The sequence below is a fragment of the Mesorhizobium sp. C432A genome, assembly GCF_030323145.1.
GTDB lineage: Bacteria > Pseudomonadota > Alphaproteobacteria > Rhizobiales > Rhizobiaceae > Mesorhizobium.
Genome location: NZ_CP100470.1, coordinates 1,940,909 through 1,965,019 on the forward strand (window position 1 = coordinate 1,940,909; position 24,111 = coordinate 1,965,019).

A 24,111-nucleotide genomic window follows, 5' to 3' on the forward strand; every position below is an offset into this window, starting at 1 on the left:
TATGAAGACGCGCCACGCAATAGGTCGAGCAACATTTTTTTCGCGGAGAATGTCCCGATGACCGAGACCGAATGGCAGCGGCTGCTCAGCGGGCTGGTGAAGGCTGAGCTGAAACTGCGGGGGCTCAGCTACGCCGATCTGGTCGAAAGGCTGGCCGATATCGGAGTTCACGAAAAAGAGGTGAACATCGCTAACAAGCTCTCACGAGGGAGCTTCACCGCCGTTTTCTTCGCGCAGTGTCTCCAGGCGATAGGCTCGCAGAGGCTGAAGCTCGACTGACCTGGATGGGAATAGCGCCTACGGCTCCTCTACGCACCCGACTTGGACGCAACGATCGTAACCCTATTGAGAGTCGAGTTGGGCCCACGGACCGGGTCGGGGTTCTGACGCAGGCACAGACACACGCTGAGGTGCTCTCCACTTCGAACATACGTCAGGTCGGACGGCTGTACACGTTGCCGGTGCTTCGATCTCAGAGATTGCTCCAACCGGTAGTTCTGGGCTCTGTGGGCCTACGACAGCGCTAGCGCTTGCGCCCGCTCAGACTCGGCTCCGGTGAGGACCGTTTAGCGGCTCGTCTCGGGGACCTGCCGGGATCGGGCGGTGGCGCGGGCGGGGGGCTGATAATTCGGCCCTCAGCCAATTTTTCTTCTCGCGTGCGAGCATGGAGGTTCTGGGCGATCACTCTAATGCTTATCCCCGACAGGAAGGCCGAAAACGTCGAGAAGGCCACCGGCGGCTGACGGCGGACCGGAGAGCCGGCGGGGTGAAGGAGCTGGCAAGCATAGATCGGAAATGCCGCACGTCGGGCGACGTCCAAACCTATATTTCTCTACTTCTTCCATTTGGTGGGGATAAAGGGGGTACCAATTCTTGCTGGTTCGGGACTGACAGAAGTAGGAGATACTATAGGATAAAAATCTCTGTAGTGATTTCAAAAACGGCCTCGCCGGTGCCCCCCAAACACCCCACATGACGAGGGCGATCAACTAGAGAGTGACTAATGGCCCGCCCTAAAATACCGCTTCCTGTTCGTGTCGCCCGCCGGTCCCGCCGCGTGGGCGACCACTTGGTCTGGGACGGCCGTTTCAAAAAAGGGCGACCATATCTTAAGGGTGTCGGTAACCCGGTGCGTGTACCCCTGTGTCTCGTTGATCATCGCGGCTTCCAGGTCCGGAACAACTGCGGCCTAGAGGCGTGCATCGAGCCGCACCATTACCGGGTGATCGAGGAGACTTCTTTTGGATGCCACGACAGACCGAAGTCGTCTTGGCGCGACCCGCGGATCGGCAGTTCGGAGAACTTCAGTGACCGAGAGCTGGAAGCAATCGAGCTTGAGGTGCAGAGCTTGATCGACGGCGAGGTGACTGAGGACGAGGTTATCTCCGTGACATCCAACCCCGAGATGCTGGCGGAGATCCTCCGTCGCGCTCGCGCCGTAGCATAACTGAGCTACACCTCGCGACCGCCATCTCTGTGTCCCAGAACCATAGAGCTGGCAGGCGCGGATAGATCCGCGCCTGCCATTTGGTGCTTACCTCGTCGACGACATGACCGTGACGTAGTTGTACTCGAAGTCGAAGCCGCCGTTCCGTGGTTCCCGATGCACCTCAAACTTGAACGCCTCCGCCAGTTCGCGCATCAACCCGTGAAATTTGGACGGCGACACCCTTCGCACACCACCACCTCCCAACGCGCAGAAGGTCAAAAATTCGTCGTAGAGCACGTCTCCCGGCGTACGCGTCTTCGAAGCGCTAACACCCTCGTGCTGCAGCTTCCCGACCCGCAGACGATGGCCTTGGGACAAGAAATAGCGGACCGAGTTGTTCTGGTTCGCCATGTCGTCGATCACCACCTGGTGGCTGGCGGGGATGGAGTAGCCCTTGTTCTGCTTCAGCCGCGAAAGCCCCTGCAGAGCCCACGCGACGATCTGCTCGCGCTCGGAGGCCAGGATGATCTGGTCGATGTCGATGACCTTCTTCGCGTCCGGGATCCTGCGCGGGAACTCAATGAACAGCCAGCGACGGTTGAAGCCATCGGAGGTGTCCTTCGTCTTGGGCGCGTGGTTCGATGCGAACCACTGAGCCGCCTTGGGGTTGAAGTCGAACGGCGCCTGGTTCTTGTGCTGGGCGGTCATCGACTCCCCGCACACGACCTGCTTGAAGATCTCGCCGGCAATCTCGCGCTTCTCGGAAATCTCGCCCGCGAAGTTGACCAGCTTATCGGCCATTTGCGCCGGCAAAAACTTGTCGTCCCATTCGGTCGGCGGGATTGACGAGAAGCTGCCGTGGGGCACTAGGCCCTTAAGGATTTCCAAGATGCGGGACTTACCGCTGTGAGCTGCGCCGAAAAGGCAAAATGCACGCTGATAGCTGGGAGCCATGCCCATCAGGGTGACCGCCATGGCCTCTTGGAGTGCCATGGCCTTGTCCTCACGGTCGACATCTTGCCCCCAGCAATCGTCAAGCATCTGGAGAAACTGCGGGCAGCGGCTGTCTTCCTGGTAACGGTAGGGCAACACGTAGGTGCAACCGTAGTCCGGCGAGTGCTTCTTGAGCTCCAGGTCGGTGGTCAGGAAGCCGTTGGCGAAGTTCACGCCGGGCATGGCGATTGTGTGCAGCGGGCGGGCGAGCAAGTTGCCCATCAACGCGACGATCTGGGTGAGGTCACTATAGCGCTTGCAGGCCGGCAAATGGCGATACTCTTCGGCCAGATGGTTGACGAAGATTCTCTTTTCGACGGTTTCCCAAGCCGCGCCCTTCCACTGCCAGAACTGGCCCCTGTGAAACCTGATATCACCGAAGACCTCCAGGTCCTTGATCGCCGCCTTGGCGATCTCGGAGTGGTCGGTGCCCATGATGTCGCCGGCGCGCAGCTTCTGAAGCTCCTTGCGCAGCGTGGTGACCGTCAGGGAGCCCTTGGACTGCGAGACGATGAACTTGAGGATGCGCTCCTCGTCGATGTTGCCCAAGTCGTGGCTGCGGGCGATGCGATCGAGCGAGAACTCAATGGCGCGTGTCCAGCCGGCGGTGTCAGGCGTGACATGGCGCTCGAACTCGCTGACCAGATGGGCAACGATGCGCTCGGCGTCCCACGCCTCGTTCTCGTCGGTGAAGACGAGGCCCAGCTTCTCCTTATCGTCGATCGTGAGCCCGTCGTCCCAGCCTTGGGGGAGGGCCTTCCGCTTGTTGCCGAGCACATCACGCAGCAGGAAGTCGACGACCTTGGTCTGCGCCTTACTGACGTCAACCTCATCACCGGCCACCTTCTCAGTGTAGCTCTCGACCCAGGCCTTCATCTCACCCATAGCCTCGACCAGGGTGCGCTCACCACGGGTCACGGCGCGGGCCAGCAGGCCGGCGTTGTAGACAAGCGCGTTGTCGCGCGCGCCGGCCGGCACGAACGACGTGATCTTGGTGTTGCCCGAGGACGAGAGTTCGAAGCCTTCAGCCTTCAGTGCCTCGCGCAGCATGCCCTCGACGCCCTTGGGAAGCGCGGGGAGGGCGCCGATCACCTCGATCAGGTCGCAATTCGCAGCGTAGGCCTTACCCGTGTCCGGGTGGATCGACGGCGGCAGAACGATCTGCGTGCCCTTGGACAGACACTCGAGCAGCATCTGGCCCGTCGCGTCCTTGACGCGGAAGGTGCGCTCACCCTCGAACCGATATGCGTAGGCGGCGCCCTTCTTACCGACACGGCGCCACGGGGACTTTGGCAGGAGCTGGTCGATGATGCGCTGAACACGCGGGTCGTCGCTGTCGACGTCGAGCGCGACCACGCCAGAGGCCGCACCCATCGGCAGACCGATGTTGCCGTTGCCCTTTTGCTGCAACCAGATGTGTTGCTCGCGCTCGGTGGGCATGCGATCGGCAAAAACCTGCCACGCATCGATCCACGGGTTCTTGAAGCCGGCCCGGAGAGGGATCGCGGGCTTGCCAAGGGCCCAATATTTCGGCGCTTCATCGAAGAAAACTGTCACTTGTAACCTCGTTTACAAATCTATGTGGCGCAAAGGCTGACCCTGCTGGTCGTGCTTCTTCTCCGAAGGGTTCAGGGCTGGCCTGAGTTAAGAGCCCGGACGGAAAATAATCATCTTGAGCGACAGGAGGCCTCCGCTGTGAGGTCACATATCTGGATGCGATCGTTTTCATTACCAACTGTATTACTATAGGGTAAGACAATTTTCCTATTACTATAGGGTAAGTGAGTCTTTACTCTAGAAACGCTTGTGGGGCAGCTCCATTCCACGTTGCGAAGCCAGCGCAATGGCGCATCGGCGCTTGAGATGGAAAGGTCTACCAATTGAAGCCTTTTGAACGCCTAGAGAGGGCAGCTAATGGTCTGGCAGACGCTTGGGATGCAGATCTGCTTTACATTAACGCAGAAATCGACCGGTATGCGCTTGATCGTGTGATCATGGAGACTGAAGTCCGGAAAGATCCGGCGGCACATTTGTTCATTTTCCTCACCACCATGGGAGGGAGTGCCGAAATCGCCTACAAAATCATGCGGTATTTGATGGGCAGGTACGGGGATGCAACCGGCATCTTCGCCTTGGGCCCCTGCAAGGGTGCTGGAACCCTGATGTGCGCGGGTGCAAGCGAAATCTGGGTCGGGAAGTCGAGTGAGTTCGGCCCTCTTGACCCTGCCTCGACGTTGGTTGCAAATGCACCATCAGCCCAAGTGGCTGAGATCGCACTCAAGGCCTATGCTGAAAGGCTGGACATGTATCTTCCCACTCTCCGGAAGGCACATGATTTTCGACGCCTTAGAGCGGTTGGTTTCCGGCTATCCGACCTCTGACTTCATCATTGACAGCGAAGAAATCTCGACACTGTTTAGCAGGGTGTATCATGTTGATGTTGAGTATGCGGAAGATAGAGAACACGACCTCCACAAAGTTGTTCAGTTCGTTCAGCATCATGTAGCACTCCCTAACTCGGCCGCGTTTGGACAGGATGCGGACATCTTCTACCTGAACGGCGAATACAATTGGGGAAACGAATGAGCGATCGACGGCTCGCCAAAGAGAAGAGCTTTCGATAACGCTGTGCCGAGCTCCGAGCTTGGGGAAGGGTCTTCCTACGGGGCCGGCTCCTCGCAATCAGGTCGGTCGGCGGTTGCTGCGATCGGCCTCTGCAGGTTGTTATCGCGGTGCCGTCGAATGGGTCAGGCTTGCCTGGTCAGCCGCGTCAGGTTCCCAAAGGTAGAGGGAAAGCGTCGCAACGCGTCACTGAAGAACTTCAGCGAGAAACTTAGTTGGCCCCGCATCTCCGGAAATCTCCACAAGGACCAAAATTGTTACAGGGAAGGTGGGGCGAGCCAACCGCCCCATCCCGTCCCTGCGAGCAAGGTGGATACGGTCTGCGGCGCCTTCTCACGGGTGAAGAGTAGAACTGGGGAGATTAGTCGAGGAAGAAGCGCGATCGCCACACAGCAGCATCTGAGAGCCTGACCATCGCGAGGCCATCTCCAAGGAGCTTCTTCGGCTTTCGGCCAAGACCCGAGGTCTGCCAAGCGTGTGAAGAGCGTGAACCTCCCGCAGGTCTAGCCTACTTCCAGCCACTGTTCGTGCGACCCTAACCAACGCCAAATCCGGTCCGCTACTTCTACAACTTGACTCCGCGTCTTTAGGGCGCACTCCCAGACTGTGGCAACACGCCAACCGGTATCAAGCAGTGCCTGTTCGACATGCCTGTCGCGTGCGATATTGGCCGCAAACTTCTGCTCCCAGAATTCTCGCCTAGTCGAGGGCATTGTGGAGTAGCGGCATCCCTCATGCCGATGCCAAAAGCATCCGTGAACGAACACAGCAGCATGAAACTTCGGGAACACCAGATCGGGTCGGCCAATTAAGTTTTTCGCGTGAAGCCGATATCGGAGGCCACGTGCGTGCAGGGCCGCTCGAAGCTCCTTCTCCGGTTTGGTGTTGCTTCCCCTGATCCCAGACATCATCCGGGATCTGGTTACCTTGTCCACTATGTCGGCCACGTGCCACCTGGTTTCGAACTGTACAAGTGATATATGTGCTAATCAATCTGATCGAGAGTCGATTTTGGCGCGTAGCTTTGGAATCGTTGACCTGTTCGCCGGCCCTGGCGGCCTTGGAGAAGGCTTTGCATCCTACGAGGAGGCTGGACGCACTCCATTTCACATCGGCATTTCCATAGAGAAGGAAGGTTCGGCTCACCGCACTTTGTGCTTACGGGCGTTCCTTCGAGAGTTTCGTTCCCGACATGGCCGACTGCCCCGCGAGTTTATTGACTTTCATGCCGGGTTATCGAATGAACCCGACTGGGAACAGGTCGATCCTGCCGCGTTCAAGAAGGCGACCGGGGAAGCCCGTCGTCTCGAACTCGGCACTGATCACGCGACCGTCGCGATTGACAAAGCCATTGGCAAGCTGCGTTCGAATTTCGACGACACCATTCTAATCGGTGGACCACCCTGCCAGGCGTACTCTCTTGTCGGCCGCTCTCGATCCAGAGGAAAGGCGAACTATGTCCCTGAAAAGGACGCCCGCCATTACCTGTTTCGAGAATACATTCGAGTTTTAGAACGCCTTAGGCCTGCGGTTTTTATTATGGAAAACGTCAAGGGCATGCTCTCTTCCACGGTGGAAAGCAGGCTGGTATTCGAGATGCTCATTGAGGACCTCTCGTCGCTTGGTGCACATGGGTCGGCTCGCTATGAACTCAGGGCAATTAGGGTCACCGATGGCGTTGCGCGTCTGGAGGAGGCAAGCCGCCCAGCCGACTTCATCGTGAGAGCGGAGGCTTTCGGAGTGCCGCAGAATCGCCATCGTGTAATTATCGTTGGTGTGCGGTCCGACCAGATTTCCGGAACAGTGGACACCGCCATCGCCCTAGCCCGACCACGGACGGTAAGCGATGCAATTGGCAACCTGCCGGCGCTGCGCAGCGGAGTCAGCCGTGAAGACGGTGTTGAGGCTTGGCTATCCACTGTCATAGCCGCTGCGTCGTCCCTCTCAAACGATGTCGGCGGCTCGTCGGATCTGGGCCGATTGCTCGGCGAAGTAGCCGAACGCCTGCCGGGCAGCAACGCCATTAGTCGCTCGGCAAAGTCATTACCGGCCGGTTACAGCCAATCGAACGACGAGCTCTCCCGATGGATCGAGCGACCTGAGCTCTTGGCTCTTGCTCAGCATGAAACCCGTGGACATATGCGATCCGATTTGGGGCGTTATCTCTTTGCTGCGGCCTATGGCCAGCTGCACGGCAGGAGCCCGAAGGCCGAGGGGTTCCCGATCAGCTTGGTGCCTAACCACAAGAACTGGCACACGGGTGTCTTTTCCGACCGCTTCCGTGTCCAGATCGCCGGCGAACCATCGACCACGGTCACCAGCCACATCTCAAAGGACGGGCATTACTTCATTCACCCGGATCCGCTGCAGTGCCGCAGCCTGACTGTACGGGAAGCTGCTCGCTTGCAGACATTCCCGGACGACTACTTGTTCATGGGCAACAGGACGCAACAGTATGTCCAAGTGGGCAATGCTGTGCCCCCTTTTCTAGCCCGACAGATCGCTAAATTGATCCACTCGGCACTCGATAAGAGCGCGTCCAAGAACCAAGATGTCCGTGAGGAGATTCTTGCCGTCTAAACCTCAGGCGTCTGTCGCTGACTCAGCTCGGGGATGCCTTTGCCGGGGGGGGCAAACGTCGCCACGCGGATTTGATCCCAAACGGTGGATCGCTTTGCCACTTCTGAGATCTGCTGCCCTGGAGCAACCCTGTCGAATTCCGCATTGATCGTAACGGACCACTCCCAAAGCAGTTCGCGAAAGGGCTTGGATACGTCTTGCTTCAGCCAGATCTGCTCCAGATCTAACCGGTTGCCAAGTCGGTCACCGACGACCGAAAGCACGTAGGTCGCGATGTTGACCCATCCTTGCCGGAAGATCTCCTTGGCTTCCTTCGTTTTGATCATCTGCTCCACCGCCTTGTACAGAATGACCTTGGCGATCAGTCCCTTGTACCATTTGGCGTCAATTGGGTTCGGTACCAACGACGGATTTTCATCCAACGCAGACATGAAGGCAGCGAAATTCTTCTCGCCGGCTGCTGCCACCTGCGAGGGTTTGCCTCGCCAAGCCTCATGATACTTGGCGACATCGGTCTTGCTGAGCTTGCGCTTGGGCGCGATGATTTCCTGCAGCTTTTTCCGCTTAGCCGGTGTCGTTCCATCCCGCAGGAGCATGACATTGTACGCGCCTGCGGCCCGTTCATAGAACCAGCGCGTGGAGCCATCCGGGCACCAAGTGTCGTTAGCCAGCTTCTCAAGCTGGACATGGAATGGCCGATTGGCGGACAGGTCCGAGAGCTTGACCGCATTCTGGCTATTGGCGAATTTCGAGACGTTGCTGATTAGCTTCTCACGCGCGTCGTCGTTGCTGCCTTTTAGAATGATGATCTTCGCGGGAATCATAACGTGGCTGAGATCGAGGGTCTTGTCATCACGGGATGCGAAATAGATCGAAGAGGTGGTCTGGCCGCCGTTGACGATCTGCAGGCCCTTCAGAAATGATAGCCCACGACCTCCATCCGCCGTCTTTTCGAAATCCGCCTCATCGCAGACAAGCACGAGACCATTGTTGAACGCCAAGAAGTGCTCTGGCTCCCTTCGCAAGGTCTCTATGATTCCCTTGTTCACGGTCTTCTTCGCCCCAAGGAACGTCCGCACATTTGCTTCCAGCAACTGCGACCCAAACTTGAGGTACAGGTCGCGGATGACAATACCGGGGATCGCCGTCAGCACGTACTCATAGTCGGCGTCGGGGTCAGGTACGTGGACGCACGGCAGCGCACGACCAATCGATTGGACAAGGCTCAGGGCTAGCTCATCGCGCGGCTTTCCATCGGTGTGCCTGAACAGGCGTTCGATATCCATCGCCTCGATGGACACCATCTTGCCTTGCACTTCCTTGCTCGCAAACCGTTTGCTCTTGGTGAGACCATCCGTCATCACGAAAACCCGGAGGCGGTCGAGACCATGCCAGCGGCTGCTTATGGTACTCACCAAGTTCCTGACGGGATGCGTCGGGTCGATTTTGGCTTCAAGGTTACCGCTCGCCGCCTTGAGCAGAAACTTCACGCCCTCGCCGGCAGTGGCTGCGGCCTCAGCATCCTTCAACTCGTTCAGAATGTCGGTGCCGAAGTAGTGGGTGACGAAAAGATCCAAGGCTGTCTCGTCCGAGGAAAGAGCGTAACCCGTGATTCTGAGCTTGGCGTTGCCGATAGTCCCGTTCCAGTGACAGATCGTCGGGCTTTCGCTTATGCCAACCTGCGAGATGTGTTCCATCACCATCTCCGCGAAGATAAGTTCCTCGGATGGAAACGGCCCCTCATCGGAGGCAACTCGCTCTGCGACCGTCGCAAGTATGTCGGATCGGTAATCTCGATGAAAATCGTCTAAGCTCAATGTCAGCTCAATTCAAAAGCGTTGAGAACGTCAGTAAACGCCAGCGCGGGCACGTTCAATGCGTCGAGGTCGAGCACATAGGCTGCGGACCTGATTGCAGCGGGAAGATTGGCTCTCCGCAGTCTGGGCATGTCATCGGTCGCCAGGAAGGCGCCGACTTCCTTTAGGGCCAACACTCGCCCGTAGTGCTGCGCATGCTCGTCGAGATAGCCAAGGATCAAGAGAAGAGCATCAAAGGTACGGCGATGACCGGTTTCTATCAAGCGGTCCCTGAGCCGTTTAACCACGTCCACGAGCGACTGACCATCGTCGCGTTCCTCGAACCGCAGGGCACCCAGAATGAGCGGCGCCCTGTCAGTATCTAGCTGCTCGATGCTGTTGATGCGAGCCAGAAAGCCACCACCACCTGCAGTGCTCTTCACCTCGAGCGCACCACCACGGATATGGAAGTCCTGTGCCGCACGCATCGGACCCAGCCAACAGTGCAAGGCGTCTTGTCCCAAGGAGGAATCCAACAGCCTGTTCAGCATCCAGAGCTCGCCCATCAAACCGACCTGAGCCTCAGGAGATAGCGGACGGTGACGGCGCGCCATGAACGCCTGCCACTCGGCCACTCTCTCGATGAAGGCGTCCACCACGGTCTGGGCGTTGCCGCCAGCAGTCCTTTCGAGAGCGCGCAAAACGTTGACGGTCATTGCCGCAAATATGTCAGGTGCGCCCTCCGCACGACGGACGAGGGCAATTGCAGTGCGGCCAGAGAAAGCGGCCCTGTCTGTGACAAGCACCACATCGAAACCAGCGCCTTCAGGGAGGCGTGCCGAGTCGATCGGCCAAGACCTTGGGAATGCCACGATCAGTGCTTCGCGGCCTGCAGGAAAATAGCAGCCCGCTTCGATCGACACCTCTCCAAGCGATGTCATGTGGACAAAGCGCCAGTCCTCGTTCGACTCCTGTTTCGCCAACGCACGCCACGATTTGGCGAGTCCCTCCTCAGTCCACCCAAGCATTCACTTCCCCCCAAAGAACGCTGTTCCCGACGTATCTAGAGTTCGACACCCGCCGCTCGGATACACTGGAGGGGAAGCTTATTGCCCAACCGACCACTGGAGCGGCACCCTTGAGAGCATCGACCCCAGATTCTTCTGGATCGAGCAGGTACAGCATCAATAGACCGCGGTCTCTCCGCGGCGGCACGCCCATCTCCGGATATCCGTCGCCCAACACGCGGCGAATCTCAGGGCCTCTTGGCTCTTTGGGCGGTTCCTTTCCCTCGTTCCGTTCGGCGTCTCCCTTGCGCCAAGTCTCCTGGCTTCGCGCTAAGGCTCCCTTCCATTGCGCCTCGGAGAGGTCGATAGCTTGGTCACGCGGTGAGATCAACACCTTGATGGAGTACCTATCCGGATGGTCGACCGTTCTTTTGCGATCCAGCATCGTAATGGGGTGCCCGGCGATTGTTTTGATCGCGTCACCCTCCTTGCCGATCAAGGCAACCGTCCATCTAATTAACTCGCCGTCCTTGTTCATTTCCTCGATAAAGTCGGCGATGAGTGGGCTCATGATACGAAAGCTGGCACTATGCGTCTGGTACTGCCGGAGGAAGGTGATCACGTCCAGCGACGCGGCAGCTCGCCAAAGGTGACCGTTCCATCGTTGGCCCTCAGGCTTGTAGGCCTGCTGGTCCAAGTCGATCGGCGCGCCAAGCCTAGATAAGAACCGTTGGGTTGCATCGAAATTCGCTTGGACCTCGGGCTTGGTATTCGGGAAGACGATCGTCTGGAGGAGATCACCTGCATAAGTGAGCTGCATGGCCTTTGCGTTTCGCATCTTGGCGCGCGAAGTGATGGTGAGGACCGAATGCGACCGGACTCGTAAGCCGAACTGTTTCGGCGTCGAACCGGCCGCGACCATGTTGTCGAACTCCTGACGCAGTTCCTCCGCCGCGTCTGCAATATGTCCGAACCACTCGATCATCTCGTGGGAAGTGTACAGTCGGCAGATGTCCAGATATCCGTCGCGATAACCAAACCAGCGACCCATCTGCATCAAGGTATCGTACATCCTTGCAGTTCGCAGGAAATAGCTAGTACAAAGACCTTCGAGGGTGAGGCCGCGAGCCAGCTTGTCGCCGCCGACCGCGATCACCTTGAGACCGGTGGCCTCGTTGTCCACATAGTCGAGCGCGTCCTTGGCTGTTCCGTTGATCTCCCGAACACGTATGTCGGAGATGACGTCCGGTAGGATCGACCGAACCTCATCCCAGCTGAAGTCCTTCAGTACCTCGCCTTCCACAAGAGCGGTTCGGATGGCGATCATCCCCGGCAGGAATACTTCCGTGTACTCACGACGCATCAGCTCCTCAACCGACGCTAGATCGATGGACCGAGAGTAGCGTCCCTTGAGATCCTGAACGTACGAGGCGACCTGGCTCACCACCGTTGCCTGGATAGCAGTAAATCGGCTGACATGGATCAGCATGGAGGAATGCTTTTTCCCCTGACCTCTCAGCTTTCGGACCGCGCAAGCGTAGACAAATGAGCGGACTGCTTCCGCCAATGAATCGGGTATCCGGTCCTCACCGTTCCATCTGGGGCGCCAATGGCTTTTGTGCCTTTGTGGCATCCATGGAAGGTATTCGTCGGCTTTGAGGGGGCGGATCAGAGGCAGATTCTCCGGCGTGCTGGACGCGGAGCCGAAGACACGCCCAGGGCCTACATAGTTCGATGGGGCAGCCAGATTGGTTATGAAGGCAGCTGGAAAAAGGTCCGGCCCATGCTCGTCCGTTTCGCCCCGGTCATGAATGAAGATATTAGCGAACGGAGTGGCGGTGTACCCCACGTAAGCCTTGCGCGAGAAGTGATGTAGAACAGACCGTATCAGTCGATTTATCGTCGTCGGCTGGTGTTCGACATCGGGGTTCCCGAACTCGTCGACCACGTCCTCACCCGTGTCCACGGATCCATGGTCGGATTCATCGTCGATCACCAACAGAGGCAGATTCGTAACCAGTTTGCGGCCGGTCACAGGATCGGTGTGGTTGGCGACACGGTTCCTGATCCAGTGCAGTAGTCGTTCGAGAACGGTCTTGTTCTTCTTGATCACGAAAAGCCACGGGCGCTGCTCCGGGCTAACATTCATCCGAGCCGCCAGCTGCGTATTGAAGTCGCCGCTATCGCTTCGGTTGGTGGCAGCATTGGGACGAATCGAGCTGTCAGCATCGATCAAACCAACGCCTACGGCTGGTAGTTCGTCGCCATCAGAGATCGTTGCGAACCCGAGGAAGCCTTCGTCAAGCCGGATCTGAGTCTGCGACCGCAGGTTATTGTGCAGGCCGGCAAGCACGATGATAATCTTGTAACCAGCATCGGCCGCCTTGCAGATCAGCCCCGTGTAGTTCCCGGTCTTCCCGGATTGCACATGCCCGACCACGAGACCACGACGATCCCAAGCCCCCTCGCGTCGAGGGTCTTCGAGCTGGCTGAGTACTTCATCGGTGGCCACGTCTAGTGCGTCGAGCGCCGTCCATGGTAGCCGGCTCTCCATGTACTCCGAATAGCGCCGCCAATAGGACCAGCCCTTCTTACGGTCGGATGTCAGCCACGGCATATGATCCTCGCCGCTCGACAGCGTGGCATTTTCGCCGACCGTTCGACTGGATCGACGGATCAGCTCCTCCACCAGGGCGTCGCGATCGATCTCCTCAAAGTCCTCGCCGGCCACGAGTTCCAGTTTCTTCAACTCCCGCTCGATCATCTCCGGGGTTATGGCTGATTGCTCTCGCTCGGAAGCTCGGCGCAACATGTTCTGAGCCATCGAAAGGATGGAATCGAATGCCTTCTCGTTCATGCAATATCCATAAGTGTGAGTGATGAAATGAGTTCAGGGAAGCGCTCGAAGCCGGTGCTTCGACGAAGGCGTTGCCGTGCTTCCTCCTCGCTTAATCCGCTGTAGCGGACCAAGGCGTCGAACATGGAGCCAAGGGTTTCTCTGACCTCTTCCGTCGGAGCCTCGGCGAAGCCTGTCCGCGGCGTCTCTTTGTCCTCAGCGGTATCCAGCCAAATGCGCTGGACGGGAACTGTTTCCTCGATCAGGCGGAGCATCGCTACGATGTCAGGCCTGAGCGGACCGGCGCGATCAAGGATCGAGGCGATCAGATCGTTATCCCGAGCAATGCGATACGATGTGCCGTTCGCGGAACGCCTGACTTGCCATGCGTCCTTTACGCCGTCCGAACGGCCGCCAGAGGCGGATGAAACATGTCCACGGTGGGCAAACACCGTTCGGGCACTCTCCCTCGTCTCTTTAGCCAGTCGACGAAGCTGATCGCGCAGGCGAACGGGTGGATTCGCTGCGGACTTCAGGACGTTGATCTTCCAATCGCTATCGACGCTGTTGGGGATGTCGAGTCGAATGCGGGCAAGCCGATGAGGCTCATCTCGAACCCATAGACGGCCATTGTCACCAAGTCCGAGCCAGCCTCCAGCCATCAGCAAGCGCTTGTTGCGATAGACATAGAAGCCTTGCTGCAGCGTCCACCCACTGGGACCTGCGGCCTTCTCCTGCTCCGCGGGCTTGAGCATGTCCCTATGCGGAAGGACATGGCACTGCACGAAGGTCCCCGGTGAATGCAGGATTCGAAATTCAACGCTTTCCCAAGCCTTGGCTGGGTGCCCGGTCAGGAATGGATCCCAGGGCTGGACTGCCTTGGCGTTCAGCGTCAGCCGCATGGGGGCCCCTGGCCCTTCCAAGAGCCGGTGAAACGTCATGGCAAGATGGACCTCGACAAGATCGATCAGTTCGATCATGTCAGCCGCCGCGAAGCCGTCAGTGACCACACGATCGAGATCTTCCCAGAGAACGATCGTCCCCTGCTCCATATCGTCGAGCGGTTTTAGCAATGCTTCCGACCCGGGCGCCGGCCCTTCGAATAGCGGCCAAGGTAGTTGTTCCTGGTCGAGCAGGTTCAAATCCCACCGCAGACAGACTATCCGACCGTTGCTGCGACGACTGGCGACCGTGAGCCGGCGAGCCTGCGAAAAGCTTGCAGTCTTAAGCCCAAGGCCGAACCGCCCAAGGTCGGATTTGGCTCGTTCAGCACGTGGATCTTTAGCACCTAGACGCATGCCGGCCTCGAGAGCCTCATCATCCATTCCTAAGCCGTTGTCTGTGATGCGTATCCAGCTTTGCGGGCCCTCCCACTCAAATTGAATGTCCACTTTGCTGGCTGACGCCGCGATAGAGTTGTCGATCAGATCAGCAAGCGCCGTTGATGGCGTGTATCCCAAGCCGCGGAGCGACTCGAACATCGCGCCAGCGTGCGGCGGAATGTTGCGAACACCCACCGTCATGCTCCCACGAGCGAGCGGAGGCGCCTTACGCGCGCGGAACTGGATAGCTTGCGTAGGGCTTTTGCCTCGATCTGCCGAATGCGTTCTCTCGTGACGCCATAGATCTGCCCGACCTCCTCAAGCGTCATTTCCCCTGCTTCATCAAAACCGAATCGCTTTCGAATGATGTCCGCCTCTCTGTCATGCAGTTCGCCTAGCGCTTCGGTCACGACGGTCGCTGTGTCCAGTTCTTCCACCCGAGCCTCTTGGTCCGCAGGGGCAGAGAGCCACTCAAGCCCGAGTTCGTCCCAGTCGACTTGCACTCGAGGCGTGTCCAAAAGTTTCTCAACGTGCTGGCGGCTCCACTCACGATCAAAGGCAATTTCTTCGCTTGTTGGAGTTCGTCCAAGAACCAGCTCAAGCCGATCGTGAGCCTCATCCAATGCGGCAAGATCGGAGTGCCGGTGGACTGGGATGCGTATCATCGCCCGTTCGTCGGCCCTCCAGCGAGTCACCGTCTGCCGCATCCAGTTGCTGGCGTACAAGGAGAAAGGTGTGCCCCTATCGGGATCAAAGCGGCGAGTGGCTTTTTGCAAGCCGGTGAAGGCCACTTGGAAAACGTCCTCCAGATCCTCGCCGTCTTCGGCATGTCTTGAAGCAAAGCGCCGCGCGTAAGGAAGATGCGCCATGAGCAAGCGCGCCGTCCTGCTATCCATCTCGGCAATGAGTTCGTTGATAGCGCTCGCTGCGTTATGCTGCCCTGGCTGTTCTGACAGGTATTTGCCGATTGCCTTGAAGAATATCGCACTCAGATCGAGGCGTTCGAGTCCCTGAATGGCAACGCGTCTTCGTTTGCCTTCGATGGCCGAGTTTCCGCTGGCGACAACACGGAGGGTGTCGGCAACTTCACGCAGTACCATGCTGCCGGGGTCGTTTTCGCGCTCGGGAAACACGGCCAGCAACGTAAGGTATTCGGGCCGTTGCTGCCCGGCCAAGACCATTTCAACGAACCGCAGGATTGCGCGGACGGCTTCTTCATTGGAGACAAGCGCTAGATGCAAGCTTCCCTTCGTTTGGAGCATGGGAGCTATCAGTGCTGCTTGATCAGCGCGATCCATGTGGAAACGACCACTTCCTGGCAGCCGTGTGTGGCGGGTAAGGGTGACCTCCAATGCTTCCGCCAAATCCTCCCCATCGACCGCAACCGGCGCATTCCAAAGCCCTAGATCGTCATCGTCGACCTGCTGATGGCCGGCAAAATCCAGTATGCCTGCTATGTTTCTCCATAAATCACCTCTGTCCGCATTACCACGGCATGCCGAGATCAAAGCCTCGAGGTCCGACTGAGGTATGCGGCTACATTCAATCGCCTCTGACGCCCATGCCTCGACATAGGCAGAGTCGACGGACATCCTGGTCCCGACAGAGAGGGTCGCTGTCTTGGTCGACTTACGACCGCGACTCTTGGTAACCAAGAACTCGTCGTCGGCAGCAACGTTTGGCAGCGCAACAACAGCTGAACCTATTCCCTCTCCTGCGACGGGGGTCGCGGAGAGATCGAGATGCCAGTCAGGGGCGCCATCGACCGGTTCAGGCTTAAACGGACTGAAAGCCGCTTGCTTGTTGTCGGAAAAGCCGGGGCGTTCCCGCGTCCGATATGCTTCCGGGTCCGCTTCCGCTTCAAATGACAGATCGTATTCCGTATAGTCTGCAACTGCGGTCGCGGATGGCGATGATACGACCGTCGCGGGCGTCTCATGGATCGTATTGCCGGTGTCGATTTCTAGGGCACGAAGAAGCTGCGACAGCCCGATATGACCTTCGACCGCAGCAACTTCTGCAGCAGTTTCGCCGACAACGTTTCTCAGGTTTGGATCAGCGCCGTGTCGGATGAGCAGGTCGCAAAGAGCGAGTTTGCCGCAGCGAGCAGCAATATGGAGTGGTGTTTCGCTTTTACTGTCCAAGGCGTGAAGTCTCGCAGAGCGAGCAAATTCTCGAATCTCCGACACATGGGCGTCCGTGAGTAAACGGACCTCCGCAGCGTCGAGCGGCCGAAGCATTGCCAGGGTATCACCTCCCCTAGGAGATACCTCTCTGTTCATCAGTCCATACCCTGCAGGCAGGCCGTAGCGGTTCCAATGGTGGAAAGCTTCGACGTGCCCCCCAAGCAAGCGTTGCAGTCAAAAAACATATATTATTTGCGCCTCAGCGCCGGCATAGTGCTGCACGGCCACAGTGAGGACACGAATACGAGTCCGCGCAATATACGAAGTGCAATGGCATAGGGGAAACGCCATCATTGTCAATTGGGGCCACCTCCACGCGTAGCTCACCACGTCCGGGCGGGTTGTGGGGCCGAGCGGGGAGAATTCCTATAGGTAGGATTTCCAGCAAGCATGCGCGGCACGTCGTGCCAGCTGGTGTGGTCTATTAGAATCATGTGACCGCGGCCGTGGTGATGGATCGTTGAGTTCCGTCACGAACAAACAGCACCGCAATGGGACCGAACCTTGGGATAATCACGTCAATCAGGTTGCCATTGAGGTCTTCCCCGATACTTATGATGCTCGGTCAAGATTATGGATTGGGAGCTTGGGCCGTCGAACATGGCCCGCCCATGCACGCGCTTTCCACCATGACAATTGTGTAAATTGCAAACCGCGCTGGTCCCCTCAATTGGAGGCGCCAGCCTTAGCTACTTCACCAGCCGCGCCACCGAAAAGTAGGGCTCAGAGTCGAGGTTCAGAGCGCGAACTTTGGCCTTCATCAGTTCTCGCAGGTCCGCCTGCCGCGCCAAGACTGAGCGTAGGTCATATCCCTCCATCAAAAGGATACTCTTTTCCGGGTTCTGTTTGAGCAGGCCGGCGACATGTTCGGACCAGCCGTTGATCGACAGAAACAGGCCCATCGTTTGTCGGCCGGACCGCCTCACCTGCCCAAGAAGGCCGTCCAGGTCGCGGATGTCTGCGAGCTTCGCGCGCCAGCGGCATTCCACCAGATAGTGCCAGCCCTCAAGCTCGAACGCGCCGTCGATTTGCTCCCCGCCGCTGTTGCGTTGGAAGGCACGCGTGACCGGGAAGCCATGCAGGTCGAATAGTCGATTGAGAAGATCCTGTAGTAGATAACCGCGCTTATGGACGTCCTCGTCAATCGAGGCCTGCTCGAATTGAGCGAGCAGGAGGTCGCTCTGCTGCTGAAGCACTTGGGCAGCTTGTCTTTTCCGTAGAGTTTCGTCATCAAATGCTCGCTTCTGCTCTAGCGTTCGCTCGCGGGCATCTGCGTCTGCTAGGACGCCCGCGATCTCGCGGGCTTTCTGAACTACAGCTCGAGCTTTGTATTCATCCTGCGCCAAGTGAAAAGCATTCCACTCGGCTGCGATCGCGATCAAGCGGCGCACAACTTCGGCATCCATGCCGGCGTGCGCAAGTTCATCGAGCACTACAATGCCGGCCTCCCTCTTGGACCGCTTTTCGCCGGTGATTGGATCTCTTTCGGTGAGGAAACGGCGGATTAAATCGTTGCTGACGCCGGCATTCCGCAGCAACTGATCCGCAGCCGTCTTTTTTATGTTGACGAGCGTCGCAATGACCTCGAGTGCAAGGCGGCGCACGTCTGCCGCAGCAGTTGCGCCAACCTCCGATTCCCCTTGCTTAAACGGCAAATCTTGTTGCATTGATTCCGCTCTTATAACGAGAATTGGGCCACATCCCTTGCCAAAATGCTTTACTTTGTTGCATAAGGGTGGTCAAGGGATGCGACGGGTTGAAGGCTTGCAGGTGGATGAATATGGCTAAGGCAAAGCGACTGGACACTGAAATGAGGCGGACGGAAGGCCGCGGAATTGCGGCCGAAGACGCGGACACAATCATCGGCCTGGTCGAAGCGGCCATGGGGGCGGACTTTTCTGCGTTGCGTCGTGCGGGCTCCGAGCTTGTACGCCGACTTTCCGAAGATGGACAGTCTGAGCATGCTACGCGCCTTCGTGGCGTGCTTAGACGACGCTCCGCTCCGCTCCGAACCTCTGGCTATGTTCAGGAGCTTCCTGTGGACGGTCGCAGCCGGCTGCCACTCATGGACGAGAACCCCTTTCCGAGCACACCCATCCTTATGGAGCGCGAAACGGAGGCAGTCGTCACCCGGTTTATAGAAGACGCGACTCACGCCGATCGGCTTTCGCGCGCTGGGATCGAGTCCGGTCTGCGTTTGATCCTGTGCGGACCTCCAGGCACTGGAAAAACATTACTGGCCGGTCACATCGCAAGTCGCCTGAACAAACCCTTCCAAGTGGCCCGCCTCGACGCAACTATCTCTTCCTTGCTAGGCGACACCGCAAAAAACATCAGGGGTATTTTTGATTATGTCTCGGAGCACTCGGGTTTCGTGCTCTTGGACGAGATCGATGCGATTGCGAAAATGCGTGACGACCAGCGCGAGATCGGTGAGCTGAAACGGGTAGTGAATACACTTATCCAAGGCTTGGATGACCTTGATGATCAGACGATCGTCATCGCCGCGACCAATCATCCTAGTCTGCTCGATCCCGCTGTCTGGAGGCGCTTCCCCTACCGGATCGAAATGAAGCTTCCCGGGGCAGAACTCCGCTCAGAGCTTTGGAAGCTCTTCCTCGTGCCTGACGAAGAGTTAGGCCTCAGCGAACTACTGGGCCTGATTTCCGACGGCCTTTCCCCCGCAGACATTCGAGAACTTGCCCTCGGCGCACGCCGGGCCTCGGTAATTGGTGATACACCGATTGTTATCGACGATCTGGTTCGATGTGTGCTTGCCAGCCGGTCTGGTGCCATGACGGTTCCAACAGGACGCCCTTTGGCCGGGGAAGAACGTAGGCAGCTCGTTCGCGCGCTTCTGTCATTCAGGATGACTCGCGCCCAGATGGCCAGCCTGGTGGGCGTCTCCCGCCAACGAGTTGACGAGTATGTTCGCGCCCTAGGCGAACGGGTGAAAATGGAAGGAGAGAACCGAGATGGCGCGTCGGCCCGTTCTTAATCCGCTGCTAACTCTTGTCGCGCCGCCTCAGCCGAAACCTGCTCCGGGTGGTGGCAAAGGCGCGAATGATATTCGCGAAGAGCATTTCGAGCGTCGGCGCAAGCGGCTCATTAAGCAGTTTGGAGCGCTGTCCGCCAGCTCAAAGCTAGAGCGTTGCGCCAAAGCAGGCCGAGTGATCGTCCGCGTTACGATGGACGACTACTCGGCTGCGCCTAGCTATACGCCGCGGGACCTCTTCTCGGCTGAATACGATGCCGAGCTCGTCGCGCCGTGGCGTCGCGGCTATCTGGCTGAGCTGAAGATCGGAGCATTGGGCAAGCTCGCCCAACGTTTGAGCGGTCAACGACTTCCAATTGCGACGAGAGTCGACGTATCCCGTATCCGAGCCGTCTCGCTGCTCGCCAATGATCTCATGCAGGAAGACTTCGACGCGCTCTGGCAACGCGCCACTGTAATAGATGGCACCGCTCGGCTCTTCCTCGGCGCGCCGGCTCCGTTCCGGACAGAGGCGGCACGGGTTGGCCTTGTCAACGAAATTCACCGGGAGATGGTTCACGAGTGGCGGAGGGCCGGCCTCGCGGAGAACGAAGAGGAGGTCGAAACCGAACCGGACACTGATTTCTTCGCACTTATGCCCACGCCGGCCTTTCCTGCTTCGATCGATGCGCTCCGTGCCGTTGTCGGTAAACGCGAGCACTTCGTAACCGTGGCATGCTCGTCGGTTGACGTGCTCCGGCGGTTAGTTGCATCCGGGTCTATCGTGAAGTGGGAGCCGGTGCAGCCGATGGTACCGACGCGGGCCAGTCAGATAAGCCTGCCGAGCCAAGATCCGCCCAATGTGCGTGGTGCGCCGATCGTCGGGGTGGTTGACGGAGGTTTGCTCCCGGGACGCTATGAGCATGCGACCGCCTGGAGTGAGCCGCCACTCGTTCCGGATCGCTACGCGGCCCGCGATCACGGAACGCACGTGGCCTCATTGATCGTCGAGGCGGAGCGTTGGGGCAACGAGTTGCAGGTACCTGCTCTGCCTTGCCGAGTCGGAGTTGTCCAGGCAGTCGCGGCGGACGGCGTGCCATGGTTGTTCGATCCGGGCGATTTCCTGCGGCATGTCGCCAGCGCAATGGCTAATCATCCCAATACAAAGGTGTGGAACGTTTCAGCTAATCTTGCAGAAGCCTGCGATGAATTCGAGGTCAGCGCGCTCGCGCACTCGTTGTCCCAGATCGCAAGGCGGTTCGGCAACACGCTGGTGATCTCTGCAGGGAATAGGGATGGCACTGATAAGTGTCGCATCTCACCGCCGGCCGACTGCGAGGCGGGTATCGTGGTAACGGGGCGTACGCACGACGAGCATGGCCAGGTTGCCAGCGCTTGTCCGGCGTGCCGGACCGGACTCGGCCCTGACAACATGCTAAAGCCGGAGCTAAGTTGGTTTTCAAATCACGGCCTTCCGGACGGAAGCGTGCTTGTAGGATCGAGCTACGCAGCGCCCTTGGTGTCACGTCTAGCAGCCCACACGTGGAGGCATTTGAAAGATCCAAATTCGGATCTAGTGAAAGCAATCCTGATTGGAGCAGGCGACCTTGGCACCTTTCACCATGAGCTTGGCTTCGGTAGCCCCATCACTCATGCGGCGCCGTGGGAAAGCCCGCCCGGCTCGGTTGTTCTGGCGTGGAAGGCGCGGATGAAGGCAGGGGCCTATTACTACTGGAATGATGTCGCCCTCCCTTCCACCATGGTCGATCGCAATTACTTGGTTGGGCGGCTCCGGCTGACCGCGGTCCTTGCACCGGAGGTTACTCTGACCGGTAGCGGCAACTATTTTGCAAGTCGCATTCAGACCGGCCTGCAGTTTCAGAACCCTTCGGGGCAATGGAAGCGCCTCATTGGTGGCTTGCCGGTCGAAACAGCCGAGGGCCTCGCGCGATCTGAGGACGCTAAATGGCAGCCGACGCGCTGCTATGAGGGGCGGTTCACGCACCCAAACGACCGAACGCGCAAAGATGGGCTTTCGTCGGCCGGGCTTGGCGGACGACGACTTCGCGTGTATGCGCGTACATTCGAGCGAGATGTTTTCGCCAGGGACAATCCCGTCACAGCCCGCGAGCGCGACCACGATGTCGCTTTCGTCTTGACAATGCAGGATGCAAACGGGGATGCGAGCACGTTTGACACTTTCGTCCGGGCTATGGGCAACCGGGTACAAAGCGCCGTTATAGATCAGGAAGTCTCCGTTGAGGCCCGTTAGGACCCCCACACGAAATCAGGTTGAGCGATGAAGGCGTACGCTGTTTTGGACGGCGGCGGCGTTAAGGGAGCCGCGCTCGCCGGGTGCCTTAAGGGTGCCTCGGAGATGAACGTCGAGTTCGTCGGTTACGGAGGAACTTCCGCCGGAAGCATCGTAGCGCTGCTGGCCAGCGTCGGCTACACCCCTGACGAATTGCTTGGCGTCATGTGTGATGAGCTGAACTTCAATGAGCTCCTCGATGATAATGGCGCTGGATTGCCGTTCTGGGGTGGGATGGTAGATGAATTGGTCGCTGTCCAGTCTTTTTTCGGCGGTGCCAAGGCAGGCTGGAGCGTGCTGACCTCGCGCAAAAAAATGGGCGAGGTTCTGACGGCCAAGGGCATATATTCCGGCGTCCGGCTCGAACGGAAGCTGCGCGAGTTCATCGTCCGCAAACACCGATCGCTGGAAAATCGTCCCGAGATTACGTTTACTGATCTCCAGCAGCTGGGGTGCAAGCCGCTTCGCGTCGTGGCTGCAAATCTGCAGACTCGCAGGGGCGTAGTCATGGGCGACCTGCTGGAAAGCCCCACACGTAACGTGTTGACTGCGGTCCGCGCTTCCTGCTCATACCCGTTTCTTTTCCAGCCGGTGATGCTGCATCGCGCGGCGCTTGTTGACGGGGGGCTAGCTAGCAACCTGCCGGTGTGGTTGTTTGACAACGAGCGTGACCGCGACGGATTTCCGCTGGTTGCATTTGATCTCACCACCCAGCTTCCTATAGGGGATCCACCGGACGCCGGTGTTCGCGGCTTCCTGATCGATATGCTGGAGACAGCCTTGGAGAGTGGAGACGCGCTCCTGCGCGAAACTTCGAACCGGCTGATGCACGTTGAGGTTCCGATAGCGTCCGACATCCGCACCTTAGACTTCGAACTCAGCTCTGCGCGCCGGCGCAGTTTATACAATGATGGTCAACGCGAGACACAGAGCTTCTTCTTGAAACGCTTTGGCGACCCCCGAGCTATGCTAAGCGATCCGGTCGGCCAGCTGGAGGCTGTTTATGGGGACCGCGCGGTGTTCCAAACCGTGCTCGCCGGCTTCGCCCAAGAGGTCCTCACGGCCTTTCCCAGATCTGGAGACATTCGGTGCAACGTCATGTTCCCCCATGGTGGGGGAGATCACTTTGTCATTGTGTACCAGCACGGAATGAGCGGCGATCCGGACATAGACCTTCAACTTCCCCGGGAGGCAGGCCCGCCGGGAGACGCGGTGCGGAATACGCTACCCATCGTGTCTGACTGGTCACGTGTTCGAGCTCGCCCAGAGGCCTTCGGCATGAATCGGGCGCAGGGGAACAAAATCCCGGTGAACCGACGGGCGGTGGCCAGTGCGCCAGTTTTCGACCTCCGACGGGCACCTACCGTCGAGGACGGTGTTATTGGTGGATTAAGCCTTGCCGGTGTACTATCTATTGACTCAGACCAATCTGCTGCAGCAGCAGGATGGGAGGACAACGACGGAGTTCCGAGCGTTGATTTTGTTCAGATCCTAAAGCGCTGGGCCGACGTGGTCGGTCGAGTGCTGAACTGAAAGAGGGCGCCATGGTTCCGAGCGGCATTAAACGCGACAAGAAGACACCGTTCCGCACCCGTAAGCTCGATAATGGGACGGTTGTGGTCGAGGATGCTTACGAGGGGCGCTATAGCTATCCCAGCCCCCGAAGCACGAGCACGCAAATCAAAGGCCTCCGGGTCGAGACTCCGGACTCGAAGAAAGTTCTTACCCAGAAGTAGGGAGCGTTGGGGGAGAGCTAAGGTTGAGTCTCCTCATCCATCCACAGCATTGAAGCGGATGGGAGCAAGCTCCGCTGATAGCGCGATTTGTGTATGCGATCGCTTCTCGGGGTCGGTAGTTATGCTCATGTCGATTTCGGTGAGACACATCGGACAAAAAGCATAAGGATTGTGATGGCCCCTTATTGTCCCACGTTCATGATGGGACATTGAAAAGGTTCAATCTTTGCACCCCGGCTAGGGGCACCATTTTTGATCTCACGCCAGTTCGCTTCGCTCACGGGCTCCGATGGGGCGGCCTGACCGGCCGACGGGCGGT

At 58.4% G+C, this 24,111-nt stretch carries 15 protein-coding genes; 7 read left to right on the forward strand and 8 right to left on the reverse strand.

From position 1 onward, the window contains the following. The first annotated feature begins 57 nt into the window (after positions 1 to 57). Together NLY33_RS09415 and NLY33_RS09420 are read left to right on the forward strand one after the other, a co-directional pair. A complete protein-coding gene (locus NLY33_RS09415) occupies positions 58 to 279 on the forward strand; it encodes a DUF6471 domain-containing protein (RefSeq protein WP_023707535.1) in 222 nt (73 codons plus the stop codon). Between the two features lie 790 nt (positions 280 to 1,069). Beyond that, positions 1,070 to 1,447: a hypothetical protein gene (locus tag NLY33_RS09420; protein WP_156932563.1), complete on the forward strand. Its 378-nt coding sequence runs from the start codon at positions 1,070 to 1,072 to the stop codon at positions 1,445 to 1,447. Between the two features lie 87 nt (positions 1,448 to 1,534). On the opposite strand, the gene NLY33_RS09425 is transcribed toward NLY33_RS09420, so the two are convergent. After that, positions 1,535 to 3,979, reverse strand: a complete 2,445-nt coding sequence (locus NLY33_RS09425) for a phage/plasmid primase, P4 family (RefSeq protein WP_023707537.1) — start codon at positions 3,977 to 3,979, stop codon at positions 1,535 to 1,537. 323 nt (positions 3,980 to 4,302) lie between these two features. Here NLY33_RS09425 and NLY33_RS09430 point away from each other — a divergent pair, with 323 nt between their 5' ends. Then, positions 4,303 to 4,803, forward strand: coding sequence for a hypothetical protein (locus NLY33_RS09430; protein ID WP_023707538.1), 501 nt, complete (start codon positions 4,303 to 4,305; stop codon positions 4,801 to 4,803). 744 nt (positions 4,804 to 5,547) lie between these two features. Here NLY33_RS09430 and NLY33_RS09435 read toward each other — a convergent pair. Beyond that, positions 5,548 to 5,955, reverse strand: coding sequence for a very short patch repair endonuclease (locus tag NLY33_RS09435; protein ID WP_488505117.1), 408 nt, complete (start codon positions 5,953 to 5,955; stop codon positions 5,548 to 5,550). Between the two features lie 100 nt (positions 5,956 to 6,055). Here NLY33_RS09435 and NLY33_RS09440 point away from each other — a divergent pair, with 100 nt between their 5' ends. Then, entirely contained in the window at positions 6,056 to 7,624 is a 1,569-nt protein-coding gene (locus NLY33_RS09440; protein WP_023707541.1) for a DNA cytosine methyltransferase, read from the forward strand. Here NLY33_RS09440 and NLY33_RS09445 read toward each other — a convergent pair. The 6 genes from NLY33_RS09445 to NLY33_RS09470 all read right to left on the reverse strand — a co-directional run bounded on the left by NLY33_RS09445 (position 7,621) and on the right by NLY33_RS09470 (position 18,438). Beyond that, positions 7,621 to 9,441: an AIPR family protein gene (locus tag NLY33_RS09445; protein WP_023707542.1), complete on the reverse strand. Its 1,821-nt coding sequence runs from the start codon at positions 9,439 to 9,441 to the stop codon at positions 7,621 to 7,623. The two genes, NLY33_RS09440 and NLY33_RS09445, sit on opposite strands and share 4 nt — an antisense overlap. A 2-nt stretch (positions 9,442 to 9,443) precedes the next feature. Continuing rightward, entirely contained in the window at positions 9,444 to 10,448 is a 1,005-nt protein-coding gene (locus tag NLY33_RS09450; RefSeq protein ID WP_023707543.1) for a PD-(D/E)XK motif protein, read from the reverse strand. Continuing rightward, positions 10,432 to 13,284: a Z1 domain-containing protein gene (locus tag NLY33_RS09455; protein WP_023707544.1), complete on the reverse strand. Its 2,853-nt coding sequence runs from the start codon at positions 13,282 to 13,284 to the stop codon at positions 10,432 to 10,434. Before NLY33_RS09455 ends, NLY33_RS09450 begins: the two co-directional genes overlap by 17 nt. Further along, on the reverse strand, positions 13,281 to 14,780 hold the full coding sequence (locus tag NLY33_RS09460) for an ATP-binding protein (RefSeq protein ID WP_033002245.1): 1,500 nt from the start codon (positions 14,778 to 14,780) through the stop codon (positions 13,281 to 13,283). Before NLY33_RS09460 ends, NLY33_RS09455 begins: the two co-directional genes overlap by 4 nt. Before the next feature lie 2 nt (positions 14,781 to 14,782). Further along, positions 14,783 to 16,867 carry a sigma-70 family RNA polymerase sigma factor gene (locus NLY33_RS09465; RefSeq protein ID WP_084565729.1) on the reverse strand — a complete coding sequence of 695 codons (2,085 nt, stop codon included), beginning with the start codon at positions 16,865 to 16,867 and terminating at the stop codon, positions 14,783 to 14,785. Between the two features lie 593 nt (positions 16,868 to 17,460). Further along, positions 17,461 to 18,438, reverse strand: coding sequence for a hypothetical protein (locus NLY33_RS09470; protein ID WP_023707547.1), 978 nt, complete (start codon positions 18,436 to 18,438; stop codon positions 17,461 to 17,463). A gap of 398 nt (positions 18,439 to 18,836) precedes the next feature. Between NLY33_RS09470 and NLY33_RS09475 the strand changes: the two genes are divergently transcribed. Genes NLY33_RS09475 through NLY33_RS09485 form a run of 3 tightly spaced genes read left to right on the forward strand, consistent with a single transcriptional unit; the run spans position 18,837 to position 23,589 of the window. Beyond that, the gene (locus tag NLY33_RS09475) at positions 18,837 to 19,769 is read left to right on the forward strand and encodes an AAA family ATPase (RefSeq protein ID WP_245260930.1); all 933 of its coding nucleotides are present in this window, start codon (positions 18,837 to 18,839) and stop codon (positions 19,767 to 19,769) included. After that, on the forward strand, positions 19,747 to 22,017 hold the full coding sequence (locus tag NLY33_RS09480; protein WP_023709113.1) for a S8 family serine peptidase: 2,271 nt from the start codon (positions 19,747 to 19,749) through the stop codon (positions 22,015 to 22,017). Before NLY33_RS09475 ends, NLY33_RS09480 begins: the two co-directional genes overlap by 23 nt. A 27-nt stretch (positions 22,018 to 22,044) precedes the next feature. Further along, on the forward strand, positions 22,045 to 23,589 hold the full coding sequence (locus NLY33_RS09485; protein ID WP_023707550.1) for a patatin-like phospholipase family protein: 1,545 nt from the start codon (positions 22,045 to 22,047) through the stop codon (positions 23,587 to 23,589). Positions 23,590 to 24,111: the final 522 nt, after the last annotated feature.

Bases quoted from the DNA above. Each gene is read 5' to 3' on its own strand.
- NLY33_RS09470 (WP_023707547.1), bottom strand. From the start codon at position 18,438: ATGCAACAAGATTTGCCGTTTAAGCAAGGGGAATCGGAGGTTGGCGCA.
- NLY33_RS09480 (WP_023709113.1), top strand. From the start codon at position 19,747: ATGGCGCGTCGGCCCGTTCTTAATCCGCTGCTAACTCTTGTCGCGCCG.
- NLY33_RS09475 (WP_245260930.1), top strand. From the start codon at position 18,837: ATGGACGAGAACCCCTTTCCGAGCACACCCATCCTTATGGAGCGCGAA.
- NLY33_RS09415 (WP_023707535.1), top strand. From the start codon at position 58: ATGACCGAGACCGAATGGCAGCGGCTGCTCAGCGGGCTGGTGAAGGCT.
- NLY33_RS09450 (WP_023707543.1), bottom strand. From the start codon at position 10,448: ATGCTTGGGTGGACTGAGGAGGGACTCGCCAAATCGTGGCGTGCGTTG.
- NLY33_RS09435 (WP_488505117.1), bottom strand. From the start codon at position 5,955: ATGATGTCTGGGATCAGGGGAAGCAACACCAAACCGGAGAAGGAGCTT.
- NLY33_RS09465 (WP_084565729.1), bottom strand. From the start codon at position 16,867: ATGAACAGAGAGGTATCTCCTAGGGGAGGTGATACCCTGGCAATGCTT.
- NLY33_RS09485 (WP_023707550.1), top strand. From the start codon at position 22,045: ATGAAGGCGTACGCTGTTTTGGACGGCGGCGGCGTTAAGGGAGCCGCG.
- NLY33_RS09455 (WP_023707544.1), bottom strand. From the start codon at position 13,284: ATGAACGAGAAGGCATTCGATTCCATCCTTTCGATGGCTCAGAACATG.